The organism is uncultured Sphingomonas sp. (assembly GCF_964237335.1).
Lineage (GTDB): Bacteria > Pseudomonadota > Alphaproteobacteria > Sphingomonadales > Sphingomonadaceae > Sphingomonas.
On the sequence record NZ_CAXSHM010000014.1, the window covers coordinates 1 to 14,895 of the forward strand.

At 67.5% G+C, this 14,895-nt stretch carries 16 protein-coding genes and 1 tRNA gene; 11 read left to right on the forward strand and 6 right to left on the reverse strand.

Annotated features, from left to right (window positions below):
* Positions 1-116: 116 nt before the first annotated feature.
* Positions 117-629 carry a DNA adenine methylase gene (locus ACFE65_RS08690; protein ID WP_375381965.1) on the forward strand — a complete coding sequence of 171 codons (513 nt, stop codon included), beginning with the start codon at positions 117-119 and terminating at the stop codon, positions 627-629.
* 136 nt (positions 630-765) lie between these two features.
* Here ACFE65_RS08690 and ACFE65_RS08695 read toward each other — a convergent pair whose 3' ends face one another.
* The 3 genes from ACFE65_RS08695 to ACFE65_RS08705 all read right to left on the reverse strand — a co-directional run bounded on the left by ACFE65_RS08695 (position 766) and on the right by ACFE65_RS08705 (position 2,708).
* Positions 766-1,158 (reverse strand): PilZ domain-containing protein, encoded by a 393-nt coding sequence (locus ACFE65_RS08695; protein ID WP_375381966.1) that lies wholly within the window; start codon positions 1,156-1,158, stop codon positions 766-768.
* Positions 1,159-1,450: 292 nt separating this feature from the next.
* Entirely contained in the window at positions 1,451-2,242 is a 792-nt protein-coding gene (locus tag ACFE65_RS08700) for a hypothetical protein (protein WP_375381967.1), read from the reverse strand.
* Positions 2,205-2,708 carry a DUF488 family protein gene (locus ACFE65_RS08705; protein ID WP_375381968.1) on the reverse strand — a complete coding sequence of 168 codons (504 nt, stop codon included), beginning with the start codon at positions 2,706-2,708 and terminating at the stop codon, positions 2,205-2,207. The genes ACFE65_RS08700 and ACFE65_RS08705 overlap by 38 nt, the downstream gene beginning before the upstream one ends.
* Positions 2,709-2,797: 89 nt before the next feature.
* Here ACFE65_RS08705 and ACFE65_RS08710 point away from each other — a divergent pair, with 89 nt between their 5' ends.
* Complete coding sequence (locus ACFE65_RS08710) at positions 2,798-4,024, forward strand: tyrosine-type recombinase/integrase (RefSeq protein ID WP_375382038.1); 1,227 nt, start codon at positions 2,798-2,800, stop codon at positions 4,022-4,024.
* A gap of 207 nt (positions 4,025-4,231) precedes the next feature.
* Here the strand turns inward: ACFE65_RS08710 and ACFE65_RS08715 are convergent, their stop codons facing one another.
* The 3 genes from ACFE65_RS08715 to ACFE65_RS08725 form a co-directional block, all read right to left on the reverse strand.
* Entirely contained in the window at positions 4,232-4,990 is a 759-nt protein-coding gene (locus tag ACFE65_RS08715) for a hypothetical protein (protein ID WP_375381969.1), read from the reverse strand.
* Between the two features lie 13 nt (positions 4,991-5,003).
* Positions 5,004-6,254, reverse strand: a complete 1,251-nt coding sequence (locus ACFE65_RS08720) for a tyrosine-type recombinase/integrase (RefSeq protein WP_375381970.1) — start codon at positions 6,252-6,254, stop codon at positions 5,004-5,006.
* 171 nt (positions 6,255-6,425) lie between these two features.
* Positions 6,426-6,515: transfer RNA gene (locus ACFE65_RS08725), tRNA-Ser, on the reverse strand.
* A gap of 106 nt (positions 6,516-6,621) precedes the next feature.
* Between ACFE65_RS08725 and ACFE65_RS08730 the strand changes: the two genes are divergently transcribed.
* The 9 genes from ACFE65_RS08730 to ACFE65_RS08770 are packed head-to-tail and all read left to right on the forward strand — an operon-like array spanning position 6,622 to position 14,889.
* Positions 6,622-7,677 carry a lytic transglycosylase domain-containing protein gene (locus ACFE65_RS08730; protein WP_375382039.1) on the forward strand — a complete coding sequence of 352 codons (1,056 nt, stop codon included), beginning with the start codon at positions 6,622-6,624 and terminating at the stop codon, positions 7,675-7,677.
* Between the two features lies 1 nt (position 7,678).
* Positions 7,679-8,308, forward strand: a complete 630-nt coding sequence (locus ACFE65_RS08735; protein WP_375381971.1) for a septal ring lytic transglycosylase RlpA family protein — start codon at positions 7,679-7,681, stop codon at positions 8,306-8,308.
* 32 nt (positions 8,309-8,340) lie between these two features.
* Positions 8,341-9,519, forward strand: a complete 1,179-nt coding sequence (locus ACFE65_RS08740; RefSeq protein WP_375381972.1) for a D-alanyl-D-alanine carboxypeptidase family protein — start codon at positions 8,341-8,343, stop codon at positions 9,517-9,519.
* Between the two features lie 10 nt (positions 9,520-9,529).
* Positions 9,530-10,156 (forward strand): dTMP kinase, encoded by a 627-nt coding sequence (tmk, locus tag ACFE65_RS08745; RefSeq protein WP_375381973.1) that lies wholly within the window; start codon positions 9,530-9,532, stop codon positions 10,154-10,156.
* A complete protein-coding gene (locus ACFE65_RS08750) occupies positions 10,153-11,157 on the forward strand; it encodes an AAA family ATPase (RefSeq protein ID WP_375381974.1) in 1,005 nt (334 codons plus the stop codon). Before tmk ends, ACFE65_RS08750 begins: the two co-directional genes overlap by 4 nt.
* Before the next feature lie 9 nt (positions 11,158-11,166).
* A complete protein-coding gene (gene metG, locus ACFE65_RS08755; protein ID WP_375381975.1) occupies positions 11,167-12,720 on the forward strand; it encodes a methionine--tRNA ligase in 1,554 nt (517 codons plus the stop codon).
* On the forward strand, positions 12,720-13,511 hold the full coding sequence (locus ACFE65_RS08760; protein ID WP_375381976.1) for a TatD family hydrolase: 792 nt from the start codon (positions 12,720-12,722) through the stop codon (positions 13,509-13,511). The genes metG and ACFE65_RS08760 overlap by 1 nt, the downstream gene beginning before the upstream one ends.
* Positions 13,508-14,272 carry an MBL fold metallo-hydrolase gene (locus tag ACFE65_RS08765; protein ID WP_375381977.1) on the forward strand — a complete coding sequence of 255 codons (765 nt, stop codon included), beginning with the start codon at positions 13,508-13,510 and terminating at the stop codon, positions 14,270-14,272. The genes ACFE65_RS08760 and ACFE65_RS08765 overlap by 4 nt, the downstream gene beginning before the upstream one ends.
* Positions 14,266-14,889, forward strand: coding sequence for a TIGR02281 family clan AA aspartic protease (locus tag ACFE65_RS08770; RefSeq protein ID WP_375381978.1), 624 nt, complete (start codon positions 14,266-14,268; stop codon positions 14,887-14,889). Before ACFE65_RS08765 ends, ACFE65_RS08770 begins: the two co-directional genes overlap by 7 nt.
* Positions 14,890-14,895 lie beyond the last annotated feature (6 nt).

Below are 14,895 nucleotides of genomic sequence, written 5' to 3' on the forward strand. Positions count from 1 at the left end.
AACTGGCCTGCTTTTACTCCGCCCCGCTGGCCTGATTTTGCTCCGCCGTTGACAACTATCCCTACTTCATCGACCACCTGCGCTGGCGGATCACCAGTCGGGCGGAGTTCCAGCGGTTGCTGGCGCTGCCCGGCGACAGGCTGACCGATCTGAACCGCGCGGCACGGTTCCTGTACCTGCAGCGCCTTGCGTTCGGCGGTAAGGTCGACGGCCGGAGCTTCGGCATCGATCGCCGGACGCCCGGGCGCTTCGACGTGACGAAGCTCGAGCCGATCCTGTCGGACCTCCACGAGCGGCTCGCCGGCGTGGTGGTGGAGCGGCTGCCCTATGGCGAGCTGATCCGGCGGTATGACGGGCCCGACGTGCTGTTCTACCTCGATCCGCCTTACTGGGGCTGCGAGGACGACTACGGCACCGGCGTGTTCGAGCAAGCCGACTTCGAGCGCCTGGCCGAGCAGTTGGCGGCGATCGCCGGAAAGTTCGTGCTGTCGATCAACGCCACGCCCGGCGCGCGCCAGGTGTTCGCCCGCTTCCGCATCGACGACGTCGAGACGACCTACACGATCGGCACCGCCTCAGGTGGTGCGGGTCAACGCGTCGGCGAGCTGATCGTGCGCAACTTCGACTGACCGGTTGCGGGTATCTGCCGCGCGAGAACGGGTATCGTGCCCGTTCTCGCGCTCTCGAACCCGCGCTTTTGTGCGGTTTCTCATGACCGGGGCGGAGGGTTCCTCCGCTTTGATCGTCCGCACTCGATCATGACCTTCAACCTTGATCGGGTTGCCAACTCGCAAGGTCACGCGACTCTCTTGCCTGCTCACCCGGTGGACGCTGAAAGAGGCGGAGTAGATCGTCGAGCACCCCGACGTGGAGAGGGTGCAAGAACTCGAGGCCGCAGCGCAATCCATCGCTCCAGATCACACGTGCTCCAAGCGGAGAACGGCCTGGAAATGTCAGAGTTAAGAATGTTTCGGTCGCGAACCGGCACTGTATCAGCACCCGACATCCAGAGCGCGATAGATTGTCGACCCGACAGAGGTTCTGTCCGTGAGCTGTGCTGCTCAACAACACAGCGACCGCAACCAAGCGTCTCGGACCGCTTCGAAGCCTTTCCGGGTACTGATCCCAATGGCTCGACGGGTTGCTTGATCGCCGCATCTCACCTCCTTACCAAAACGAGAGGACGAACACTTAGTCAGTGGTACGCAACCCAGCCACGCTTGACGAGTTGCCGCCGAAGCAAAATAATCGAGGTTAACTCGAAGATGAGTACGCTCCACCTCAGGCCGGCGGCCAAAGCATCGTGAAATGAAGCTGCTGGTCCGCTTGCGAGCATAGTCGCGCGGGCATCGCAGACGCGAGAGCGGGTATCTCGTTCGATCTGGCGCAGCCCGACATCAGTTTTCGGCAACTTTCGAGACCGGGGCGGAGGAGGTGCCCGCCACGAAGCTCAAAACAGGTCGGTTTGAGGATCTGCGTCTACCCGGACAATTCCATTGATCAGCCACTGGCCTGGATGCCAGCGGTGCGTCCCCATCGCGAGGACGATCCCTTTGGCAGGCCACTCGACCCCAAACCGTTCCTGCATCCAGTCCAATGCTGCCCTCTCGGAACCGAGATCGCGCCTACGACGCAGAAACGTGGCTTCTGTCTCCCAGTCTTGACAGGTCCCGATGTGCTCACCGTCATCGTCCCGATACTTATACTTAAAGACAAACGGTATCGCGTCTGCTGCTACTGTGTCCGCGGTAGAAAACATATCGACTTGGGCGCGTATCTTTGCCCTATCAGCCTGCTCCTTTGCGATCTCGCTTGCAGACCTACGCTCGACACGAAAGTCGAGGATTTCAGCCCGCAGTCGGGCTAGGCTCCGGCCCTCCGCGCCCTCTGCTTGCAAGCTCGTCACGGCGGTGCGGTTGATCAGTGGGTGTCGCTGTCTTTCCGGCAATGATCCCTCAATCCTGATGGATTGAGCATCGACGCGACGGGACTCGCTTCGGCGGTCGGCCGTTACACGAGGCTTCCGCCATCGGTAGCGAAGTCGATCCCACCTTGCGAACTTCTGTTTTTCCTCAAGCGTCTGAAATGAGACCGGGTACAGCCGAACCCATTTGCCGTTCCTGTCTATCGCGGCGCAGCAGACTGTGACGCCGTGTGTCTGACTTGCACGAGGCGCCGCCTTCACAACGACGAAGGCTTCGTCCTCAACGTGCTCCAGCGTGCCTGATGGTTCCAACGACATCGATACGCTCCCCGCGAGCTCGCGGCCTGACGCCAAGATGCTCTACTTGGAAGGAGCCTAGCTTATGAAGGCCATCGCACAATAGCTTCCGGTGACAGTCGCACGGGTTCCGCTCGTAGCAAAGCAGGACGGCGGACTTCGTCTCTACCAACGCAGCTAGTTCCCGGAGCTGCTCGAGGGACGCGGGCCGTTCCATATGCGCCGTGAAAATCGATCTGAATGTATCCATCTGCCCGGCTCGAGCCGCATCTCGGCCCGGCTTCGGATCCCCGAGCTGTTTCATGTGCTGGTACGCGATATTCGCTTCCGCGAGGGCCAACGTGAGTGGCTTTTTGGAAAAGCCCGGGCGCCGCGATTGAGGCAGGTCGCGGACGTCCACAACGATTTCGACGCCCACAGACGTCAGCGTAACGACGAAGTCGGCCAGTGAAGCCCCCTCATAACCTATCGTGAAAATCTTGATCATGACGCCTCGCTTCCCTCGACCAGCCTAGGTCGATGGGCGGCGCGATGCGCGGAACCGATAATCGTTACAACTACAATGTAGAGGTCCCGATGCTAACCAACGCAGCCGTCCGCGGCGCGCGGCCGAAACCGGCTGCCTACAAGATCTCGGATGGGCAGGGCCTAGTGCTCCACGTCACTCCGCTCGGATGCAAGAGCTTCCGCATGCGGTTCCGCGACGCTGGCGGTCGCGAGCAGACCCTAACGATCGGCCAGTGGCCGGAGGTGACGCTCGACCAGGCGCGCGCATGGCGCGACCAGGCACGCGCCCAGCTCGCCCGCGGCGAGGATCCTCGCGACCGGACGTGCGAGATTTCGAAATCCGGTAATTTCGAGATCGCAGCCCGCGACTGGCACTCGCACCATGCGGGCGCCTGGTCGCCGGTACACGCGGCCAACGTGCTGGACAGCCTGGTGCGCGACGTTTTCCCGGAAATCGGCACGCACCCGCTCGACGCCGTCGACCAACCCGCCGTCTTGTCGCTGTTGGAGGCAGTGGAGGCGCGCGGCGCGATCGAGACCGCGCGCCGGCTCCGCCAGCGCATCGGCAAGGTCTACTCCTACGCCCGCGCCAAGGGCTGGACGACCGCGGCCAATCCCGCCGACGTCGGCGAAGCGCTGACGAAGGGCGTCGCCGGCGGCCGCCAGCCAGCGCTCGTCGACGTCGACGAGCTGCGCGGCCTAGTCGACACGGTGGCAGCGCTGGATTCGGCGCCGATCCTGCGGCTGGCCGCGCGCTTCCTGCCGCTGACGGCCGTTCGCATGGGCACGCTGCGCGCGATGCGGTGGGGCGAGGCCGAAGACCTCAACGGCTGCGAGCCGCTATGGCGCGTGCCGGCGGCTAACATGAAGCTCGGGGTCGCCGAGAAGGGTGACGCGGCGAACGATCACGTTGTCCCGCTGTCGACCGCGGCGGCCGGTGTGCTGCGCGCCGCGCGCGCGATCGCCGGCGGCGCACCCGCGGCCGACGCGCTGGTTTTCCCTGGCCGGCGCGGCGGCGCGATCGGGGAGGGCGCGATCGGCGCCCTTTACGCCCGCACGCCCTACGCCGGCCGCCACGTGCCGCACGGGTGGCGCGCCAGCTTCAGCACCGTCATGAACCTGCGCCGGCGCGAGGATCGCGCCGCGATCGACATGACGCTCGGCCACAAGCCGTCGGGGATGAGCAAGGTCGAGCGGGCGTACAACCGCGCCGATCACCTCGACCTGCGCCGCGAGATCCTGGAGGATTGGGGGGCGCTGATCGCGCCTGGGCCCGTGGGATCACACACCGCCTGAACGCAACCCGTTCAGCGCACGCCCGCACCAGGCGCTACGCCCGCGATCGGCGTGGCACGGTCCGTGCTCGTCCCCCCTCGGCAGCCCGGGGCGGCGCAGCCGCCCACGTCCGACAGTCGTATTAGGACTACCGGTGGTGGTTAGGGACTGGAGGGGGACCAAACAGACTGCGCATGGGGCCGCCTAAGCGGCCCCATTCCTCATCATCTAAGCCTGTAGCTCCGGGTAGTGGGTAGATGGCGGACTCGCGCTCGGTCCGGGAGGAGCGGGGTCGTCGGTGAAACGCGCCCGTTCCATGCGGGCGAAGATCTCGGCCAGCTCGCCCTTGGCGCGTGGCGCTTGCTTGGCGACTTCGTTGAAGGCGTGGTTCAGCGCCGCCGCGCGCCGAGCCGCGCCGTTGCCGAGCTTCTTCAGGTTGAAGATCACCCGGCTCCAGAACGCTCCCCAGAGCTTCGCGCTCATCCGGCGGCGGCAGTCGAAGAAATAGGCGTTCGGCGCCTGCTTGCGCTGTGGCGCGGCCATGCGCTCGGCGCCCTCTACCTTCACGCTTCGCCGCACGTGACCGAGGAAGCCCCAGTGCTCGAGCGCGGCGATCGCGCGCTTGGCGACGCTGACGCTGACCACGGCGCGCTCGGCGATCGCGGTGTATGCGACGTTCAGCTCTCCCGTCGCGTGGGTCAGGAACGCCAGCGTCGCCTCCAGGACGTCCACATAGGTCCGCTGCATCGGATGCACGCCATCATAGTCCGTCGTGTAATGCTCCTGGTACAGCGCCTGAGCGCGGTTTCTCAGCGCCTCGGTGAACGCCCAGCCGAAGCCAGCCGAGCCATCGCCGATCCGGCGCCCGGGTTGCGCGCGCGGATCGTTCACGTCCCAGCTGTGGGATCGTACCGGATCCGTCGGGAAGTCGGGGTTGGTGCGGCTTTTCCGCCGGCCGAGCACGGCACCGATCGAGGCGGCGCTCATCGTCCGACCCCGTTCAGCTGCTCCGAGGACCGGTGAGCAAGGCCGACGCGGGTGGCTGCCCGTGCATCAGCAGATCTGCCCATTCCTGCGCCAGCTCGCGCCGGCGGGGCATGTAGGCGGCACGATTGTACGCCGCCTCCACGCCGGCGGGTACGTGCGCCAGCATCAGGTCGACGATCGCGCGATCGCCGACCCGGTTCTCCTCGGCCGCGATCTCGTTCATCACCGTCGAGAACGCCGACCGCCAGCCATGCGGGACGTGAACGCCCGCGAAGCCCGCCTCGCGATAGGATTTGCTCAGCGTGCTGTCGCTGATCGGCACTAAGATGTCCCGCGGACTGGGGAAGATCAGCGGTGCCTTCTTGCCCACGAACTCCAGCGCCACCTTCACGACGTCGACAGCCTGATCCGACAAGGGCACGATGAACTCGAACGAGGGGTCGTTCTTCCTCTCCCGCACGAGCTTCATCTTCGAAGCCGGGATCCGCCACTGGGGTTTGGACCCGTCCAGGTCCTCGAACTCCGCCGGCGTCGCCAATCGCAGCACGCCCGAGCGGACAGCGGTCAGCGCCAGCAGGCGAGAAGCGAGGCGGGAGGTCGGATGCTGCCGCTGCGCCTCCGTCCTCTGCAAAACGTCGCGCGCGGCCTCGATCGTCCGGACCGCCGGAAACTTGCCCTTCGACACCGCCGCCAGAGCCTTCACGGCGATCGCCGAGGGATCGGCCTGCGTTATACCGCTCGCGATCGCGCGCGCGAAGACGCCCGAGATCCGCTGCCGCACCCGGTGCGCAGTCTCTCCGGCGCCGCGGGCCTCGATCGGGCGCAGAACCTCCAAGACCATCGGCGTCGTGATCTCCGCGATCGGCAGCTTCCCGATCCGAGGCAGCACGTCCTGCTCCAGGCTCCGGAGCACCAGCGCCGAGTAGCGTGGTGACCAAACGCGCCCCTGGCTTTCGTGCCACTCTCGCGCGACGAGCTCGAACGTCGCGCCCGACCTCGCCGCCTGCGCCGCGGTACGCTGACGTCGATCGATCGAGGGATCCACGCCCGATCGGAGCAGTCGCGCGGCCTCGGTCCGCGCATCTCGCGCTTCCGTGAGCGTCATCTCCGGGTAGCGGCCGAACACCAGCCGCTTCTCCTTGCCCGCGAATCGGTATTTCCAGCGCCAGGATCGAGATCCCGTCGGCATGACGTACAGGTAGAGGCCCTGCGCATCGCCGAGCTTGTAGGGCTTGTCCGCTGCCTTGGCTTTCCGGCATGCCACATCGGTCAGCAAACGGTGCCCCCACTTGAGCAAACCGGTGTCCCGGATGTGCCCCCTGATGCTTCGTTATGCATAGAGCGTCTATGAGCGCCCGTGAGACAAACGTTAAGTCGGCAACTCGTGCAAAATGCCGAAAAATGAGCTCTTCTGAAACACTCTGATCCGAACACGTGGCGGAGGGAGTGGGATTCGAACCCACGGTGAGCGTGAACCCACGGCGGTTTTCAAGACCGCTGCCTTAAACCACTCGGCCATCCCTCCGGCCCGGGTGTACTGACGCGATGCGGCGTCGTTCGCAAGCGGTGGAATGCGATGGCGCGACGTGATGGCTGTTTCGGCGGAGTCGCTGCTGTGCCACAGTCGGGCGATGATGGGGTCGGGCTGGATACGGTGGGGGTTGGCGGCGGTCGCGGCGGTCGGCGGCGCTTGCTTGCCGCTCGCGGGGTCGCCCGCCGTGGCGCAGGCGAGCGACGCCGGGTTCGCCGCGTTTCTGGACGGGTTGCGGCCGCGGGCGGCGGCGATGGGCATCCGTGCTTCGACGCTGGACGCGGTGTTGCCGACGCTCAGCTTCAATCCCCGCGTCGTCGATCTCGACCGCGCTCAGCCGGGCAATGACAGCAATGCCCCGCCGCCTAAGTTCGCGCCTTATTACCGCGCGCACGTCGATGCCGCTCGGATCGCGCGCGGCCGGGCGACCTACCAGGCGCAGCGCGCGCGTCTCGCCCGGATCGAGGCGGAAACGGGGGTGCCGGAGTCGATCATGGTGTCGATCTGGGGAAACGAGACCAATTACGGCGCCTACACCGGCAGTTTCGACCTGCTGCGCAGCCTGTCGAGCCTTGCCTATGACGGTCGCCGTCGCGAGCTGTTCACGGGCGAGTTCCTGGCGGCGCTCAAGATGGTCGACCTCGGCGTGCCGCGCGAGCAACTGAAGGGAAGCTGGGCGGGCGCGACCGGCAATCCGCAGTTCCTGCCGTCGATCTACCTGCGCGTCGCCCGCGATGGCGACGGGGATGGGCGCGCGGACATCTGGACCAGCCCCGCGGACACGCTCGCCTCGATCGCCAATTATTTCCGCGACGCCGGCTGGCGGCGAGGGCAACCGTGGGGCTTCGCCGTTACCGTGCCGGCCGGTTTCGACGAGAGTCAGGTGGCCAACCGCCTCGTCTCGCCGCGCTGCCCGCGGGTGTTTGCGCGGCACAGCGGCTGGCGGACGATGGCGGAGTGGCGCGCGCTCGGCATCGCGCCGCAGACCACCGCCGGCTGGCCGGCGGACCGCACGCTGGCAACGCTGTTCGAGCCCGACGGACCAGGCCAATCGGCGTATCTGCTGACCGGCAACTACCGCGTCATCCTCGATTATAACTGCTCCAACTTCTACGCGCTGTCGGTGGGGCTGCTGGCCGATGCGGTCGGCCGTTAGCGTGATCGCGGCAACGGCGGTGCTGGCCGGATGCGCGGGCGGGTCACGCCCGGCCGTACCGTCCGCCGGGCGCTATGACGAGACCGGCTATGCGACCTGGTACGGGGAAGAGGCCGCCGGCCATCTCACCGCATCGGGCCAGCCGTTCGATCCCGCGGGCATGACGGCCGCGCATCGGACCCTTCCGCTCGGCTCGACCGCGGAGGTGACCGATCTTGCGACCGGACGCCGGGTGCTCGTGCTCGTCGACGATCGTGGGCCGCACGATCGATCCCGGCTGATCGACCTGTCGCGCGGTGCGGCGCAGGCGTTGGGGACCGATCGGCGGCCGCTCGCGCGCGTCCGCGTCCGGCTGGTCTCCGACCCCGCTTCGGCTGTCGGTCAGCGACTGCTCCCGCGCGCGAGCCGCGAGCGGCTTCGGGACGGCCCGACGATGGTTCAGGTCGCCGCCTTTTCCAGCGAGCCGCGTGCCCGAGCTTTGGCGGCGGCGCTCGGCGGCACCGTCGATCCGGTCGGTCGCTTCTATCGCGTCCGACTCGGCCCCTTCGCCTCCGCCACGGAGGCGGCGCGCGCGCGTGACGTCGCCGTCGCGCGTGGCTATGGCGACGCCGCCGTCGTCGACGCCCATTGATTTCTCCTCCTGATCCGCCACGGGTGCCCGCCATGACCAACCTGTCTCGCCTGCTGACCTTCCCTACCGTCGCCGCCGCGCTGCTCGCGATCCCGAGCCAGGCCGCCGCGCCGGCGTTCGACACCCCCGCGCCGATCGCCTTCATGGAAGACCTGTCGTCTGGCGCGGTGCTGTACGCCAAGGATGCGGACAAGCGGATGCCGCCGGCGTCGCTCGCCAAGATGATGACCGTTTATGTCGCTTTCTCGCTGGTCCAGTCAGGGCAATTGAAGCTCGATCAGATGATCGACGTGCGACCGGAGACGTGGAAGCAATGGCATGGTCCTGCCGCAGGTTCGACGATGTTCCTGTCGCCCGGCGAGAAGGTGAGCGTCGCCAATCTGTTGTACGGGATCATCACCTTGTCGGGGAATGACGCGTGCGTCGTGCTGGCGGAAGGCATCTCGGGCACAGAGCCTGCGTTCGTCACGCAGATGAACGCCGCGCGCGATCGGCTGGGCATGACGGGAAGCAACTTCGGCACGTCCAACGGCTGGCCCGACGCCGGCGTCACCTATGTCACCGCGCGCGATCTGGCCAAGCTCGCGACCGCGACGATCCAGCAATACCCCAAGCTCTACAAGCAATTCTACTCGCGGCCCGATTTCACCTGGGGCAAGACGATGGGCGGCGCGGCGATCAAGCAGGACAATCGCGATCCGCTGCTCGGCCGTGTGGCGGGCGCCGACGGCCTCAAGACCGGGCATACCGAGGAGGCCGGCTTCGGCTTCACCGGCTCGGCCGAGCAGAACGGGCGACGATTGGTGATGGTGCTGGCGGGCCTCAGCGGCTTCAACCAGCGGATCGACGAATCGGTCAAGTTCATGAACTGGGGCTTTCGGGCGTGGCAGCAGAAGACGCTGGTCGCGAAGGGACGTCACGTCGACGATGCCGCGGTGCAGCTCGGCGGCAGCAACCATGTCGGGCTGACGGCGGCGCAGGACCTGAAGGTGACGCTGCCCGCCGGCGCGGTGCCGGTGATGCAGTCCAAGATCGTCTACGACGGCCCGATCAAGGCGCCGATCGCGGCCGGGCAGCATGTCGCCGATCTGGTGATCGACTCGCCCGGCCTGCCGGAGCAGACGCTGCCGCTCGTCGCCGAACGGGACGTGGCGGCGGCGGGCTTCTTTGGGCGCGCCTGGGCGGGCATGACGTCACTGTTCGGGGGGTGAGGCTGCGCCAGTGACGGCCCGCTTCATCAGTCTGGAAGGCGGGGAGGGGGCCGGCAAGTCGACGCAGGCGCGCGCGCTCGCCGACGCGCTGGGCCATCGTGGGATCAAGGCGGTGGTGACGCGCGAGCCCGGGGGCAGCGCGGGCGCGGAGGCGATCCGCGGGCTGCTACTGCAAGGTGGCATCGACCGGTGGGGCGCCCGCGCGGAGGCCTTGCTGTTCGCCGCAGCGCGCGCCGATCATGTCGACCGGCTGATCCGTCCGGCGCTCGACCGCGGGCAGTGGGTGATCTGCGACCGGTTCCTCGACTCCACCCGCGCCTATCAGGGCGCAGCGGAGGGCGTGGCCGACGATGCGATCCTGGCGCTGCACGGGTTCGGATCGCAAGGACTGCTGCCCGACCGCACGTTATTCCTCGACGTGCCGGCGGACCACGGCCACGAGCGCGCGCTGCGGCGTGATGGCGTCGCGGCAGACCGGTTCGCGCAGCAGGACGCCGGTTTCCACGGGCGGGTCGTCCAGGGGTTCCGGACGATCGCCGAACACGAACCCGGCCGAGTGCGGCGCATCGACGCGAGCGGGTCCGCGGACGCGGTGACGGAACGACTTCTCGTCGAACTCTCGGACTGGCTGCCATGACCGATCCCGCCGGACAGCAGCGGCCCCGTGCCGCGTTCCAGGCGGCGATGGCGAGCGGCGCGCTGCACCATGCCTGGCTCCTCGCCGGCCCGCGCGGGATCGGCAAGGCGACGTTCGCGAGGGCTGTTGCGCTGCGGCTGCTGGCCGAGGGAGCGGGCGAGATGCTGCCGCCGGGGCTCGACGTGCCGCCCGGACATACGCGATCACTGGTGGAGGCAGGATCGCACCCGGATCTGCGCATGCTCGCGCGGCTCCCCAAACCGGACAAGGGCGGCGGCGAGCGACCATCGGCTGACACCGATCTGGCGCGCACGATCACCGTCGATCAGGTCCGCTCGCTGCTGCCGATGTTCGCGACAACGCCCTCGCTCTCGCCGCGCCGGGTGGTGGTGATCGACGCGATCGACGACCTCGCCAAGGAAGGCGCCAACGCGCTGCTGAAGGGGCTGGAGGAGCCGCCGCAGGGCACGATCTTCCTGCTGGTCAGCCATCAGCCGGGTCGGCTGCTGCCGACGATCCGCTCGCGATGCCGGCTGCTGCGGTTCGATCCGCTTGACGAGGCGGTGCTGGCCGGCGTGCTGACGGACGCGCTGCCCGACGCGAGCACGACTGAGATCACCTCGCTGGTGCGGGCAGGCGAGGGGTCGCCGGGGCGGGCGCTCGGCTATGCGGGGCTGGATCTTGCCGCCCTCGACGCTTCGCTGGCGGGTATCGCGGCGGATGGCGACCCGTCCAACGCCGCTCGGCTGAAGCTCGCGCGCGAGCTCGGCGGACGTGGGGCGGAGCCGCGGTACGAGGCGTTCCTTGACCGCGCACCGGCGTTCATCGCCGAGGCCGCCCGCGCTCGCACCGGTCCGGCGCTGCGCGGCGCGCTCGACGCGTATGAGGCGGCGCGGACGGTCGCCTCCGCGGCGCGGCCGCTGTCGATGGTCGCCGAACCCACGGTGTTCGAGCTCGCCGGGCTGGTCGCGCGGCTGGCGAGGCCGGGCGCGCTGGTCTAGGGCTGCGCGATGGCCGAACCCTTCTATATCACGACCGCGATCAGCTATCCCAACGGCCGCCCTCATATCGGCCATGCGTATGAGGCGATCGCCGCCGACGCGATCGCGCGTTTCCAGCGGCAGGCGGGGCGCGACGTGCGGTTCCAGACCGGGACCGACGAGCACGGCCTCAAGATGACGCAGGCCGCTCGCGCGCAGGGCATCCCGACCGGCCAGCTCGCCGACGAGATGTCCGCGCTCTTCCGGGCGATGGATGATCGACTGAACATCTCCTACAATCGCTTCATCCGCACCAGTGAGCCCGAACACCATGCCGCCAGCCAGGCGATCTGGCGCGCGATGGAGGCGGCGGGCGATCTGTATCTCGACCGGTACGAGGGCTGGTACTCGGTCCGGGACGAGGCGTTCTACGCGGAGGACGAACTCGTCGCGGGGGAAGGGGGCGAAAAGCTGTCGCCGCAGGGTACGCCCGTCGACTGGACTGCCGAGGAAACGTGGTTCTTCCGCCTGTCGAAGTATCAGCAACCGCTGCTCGACCTCTATGCCGCCGAGCCCGACTTCATCCGCCCCGACGCGCGGCGGAACGAGGTGATGCGCTTCGTCGAGGGGGGGCTGACGGACCTGTCGGTGTCGCGCACCAGCTTCGACTGGGGGGTTCCGGTGCCGGGCAGTCCGGGGCATGTCATGTACGTCTGGGTGGACGCGTTGACCAATTACCTGACCGGCGCGGGCTATCCGGGGCAGCAGGACGAGTACCGCCGCTGGTGGCCCGCGGACCTGCACCTGATCGGCAAGGACATCGTCCGCTTCCACGCGGTCTATTGGCCTGCGTTCCTGCTCTCGGCCGGCTTGCCGCTGCCCAAGTCGGTGTTCGGACACGGCTTCCTGCTTCATCGCGGCGAGAAGATGAGCAAGTCACTCGGCAACGTCGTTGACCCGGTCGAACTGGCGGATGCATATGGCGTCGATCCGCTCCGCTATTTCCTGCTGCGCGAGGTGAGCTTCGGTCAGGACGGCAGCTGGTCGCCCGACGCGATCGTCACGCGCGCCAATGCGGAGCTCTCCAACGCGTTCGGCAATCTGGCGCAGCGCACGCTGTCGTTCATCGCCAAGAACCTCGGCGGCGAGCTGCCGGGCAGGGGGAGCGCGGACGCGATCGACGGCGCGCTGATCGAGGAGGTGACGGTCGCCTGCGCAGGATTTAAGACGGCGTTCGGTGATCTGGCGCTGAGCCAGGGGATCGAGATGTGGCTGCGGGGCGTCGTCGCGTGCAACCAGTATATCGACACCGCCGCGCCCTGGGCGCTGCGCAAGACCGATCCCGAGCGGATGCACGCGGTGCTGCGCACGCTGGTGCGGGCGATCCGGATGCTGGCGATCACCATCCTGCCGGTCGTGCCTGATGCCGCGGCGCGCGTTCTGGACCAGATCGGCGCGACGGCGCGCGATCACGCGGCGATCGATGACGATGGCTGGTACGACGCGCTGGTGGACAGCGGCTTCCGGCTCGCGCCACCAAGCCCGGTCTTTCCTCGTCTCGAACTGCCGGCGGAGGCCGCTTGATGCTCGCCGACAGCCATTGCCACCTGAACTATGAGGGCGTGTTCGAGCGGCAGGCCGAGGTGCTGGCCAACGCGCGCGCGCGCGGCGTGACCGCCATGCTCAACATCGCGACCCATGAGCGCGAGTGGGACGCCGTGATCGCCACCGCCGAGCGCGAGCCGGATGTGTGGGCGACGGTCGGCATCCACCCGCATGAGGCGGACGAGCATCCCGACGTCGGCACCGAACGGCTGGTCGCGCGCGCCGCTCACCCGCGCGTCGTCGGGATCGGCGAGAGCGGGCTCGATTATCACTATGACCATTCAGGCCGGGAGCGCCAGCGCGGTAGCTTCAGGGCGCACATTGCCGCGGCGCGCAAGACCGGCCTGCCGATCGTCGTCCACACCCGCGACGCGGAGGACGACACCGCCTCGATCATGGCCGACGAGATGGAGATGGGCGCCTATCAGGGCGTGATCCACTGCTTCACGGCCAGTGGAGCTTTCGCCGACAACGCGTTGGCGTTAGGACTTTATATATCCATTTCTGGCATCGTGACCTTCAAGAACGCGACGGACCTGCAGGTGACGGCGGCACGGCTGCCGCTCGATCGGCTACTGGTGGAGACGGATGCGCCGTTCCTTGCGCCGGTGCCGAACCGGGGCAGGCCGGGTGAGCCGGCCTATGTCGCCGATACCGTTGCGTTCCTGGCCAGGCTGCGTGGCGAGGATCCGGCGATGCTGGCGGAGACGACTGCGCGCAATTTCCACTCGTTATTCGCCAAGACCCGGGCAGGGGCCGGACTCGCGTGAAGATCCGCATCCTCGGTTCCGGCACCTCGTCGGGCGTCCCGCGGATCGGCAACGACTGGGGCGACTGCGACCCGTCCGAGCCGCGCAACCGCCGTACCCGCGCTTCCATCGTTGTCGAGCACGAGGGAACGCGCATCCTGGTCGACACCTCGCCCGACCTGCGCGAACAGTTGCTCGCCGCCGATCTCGCGACGGTGGACGCGGTGATCTGGACGCACGATCACGCCGACCACGTCCATGGCATCGACGATCTGCGCCAGGTCTTCCACGCGCTTGGTCGTCCGGTCGCCGGCTACGCCCGACGCGGCACGATGGACGTCGTCACGGAGCGCTTCGGGTATGTCTTCCGGGGCCTCACGGGCTATCCGCCGGTCGTGGCGATCAGCGAACTGCCGGACCGGTTGCGCATCGGGCGGATCGACGTCGCGGCCGTCGACCAGCCGCACGGCCGCATCACTTCGGCGGGCCTGAGGTTCGAGGCGGATGGCGTCGCGATCGGCTACGCCACCGACTTCCACGACCTCACGCCGGCGATGCGCATGAACTACACCGGCCTCGACATATGGGTCGTGGATGCGCTGCGCCGCCGGCCGCACCCGTCGCATCCGACGCTCGATGCGGTGCTCGGCTGGATCGAGGAACTGCGCCCACGCCGGTCAGCGCTCGTACATATGGACCAGTCCATGGACTACGCGTCGCTTGCGGCATCGCTTCCGATCGGGGTCGTGCCGGGCTTCGATGGACTCGAAATCACGTGCTGACCGGCAACACCCATACCGATATTCTCATCTACGCGTTGCTTGTCGTCCTGCCGATCTCGGCGCTGATCGCGCGCCGTGTTCCGCTGGTCCGCGTGTTGGTCTCGCTCGCGTCCTGGGCACTGATCTTCGGCTTGGGTGCGGTTCTATTTGCGCAACGCGAGCGGTTTGACCCGTATCTCAGCCGGATCGCCAAGGTTCTTCACCTCGAGGATCAAAGCGTCGTTGGCAAGGAAGTGCGCATCCGGATGAGCCCGGACGGGCATTTCTGGGCCAAGGTCACGCTCGATGGCGTACCGCGTCGGCTGCTGATCGACAGTGGCGCGACCGTCACCGCGCTGTCGACGGGGACCGCCGATGCGGCCGGCCTCGATGTCAGACGGCCGAGTTTTCCGATGCTGATCCGCACCGCGAACGGCACGATCGCTGCCCAGACATCGACCGTGACGCGGCTGCGGCTCGGCGATATCCGCGCGAACGACCTCGCCGTCGTCGTGTCGCCGGCGTTCGGCGATACCGACGTCCTGGGGATGAACTTCCTGTCGCGGCTGAAATCGTGGCGGGTGGAGGGATCCACACTGATCCTGCAACCGCATCATCCCGATCCGAAGTTTACATAATATATA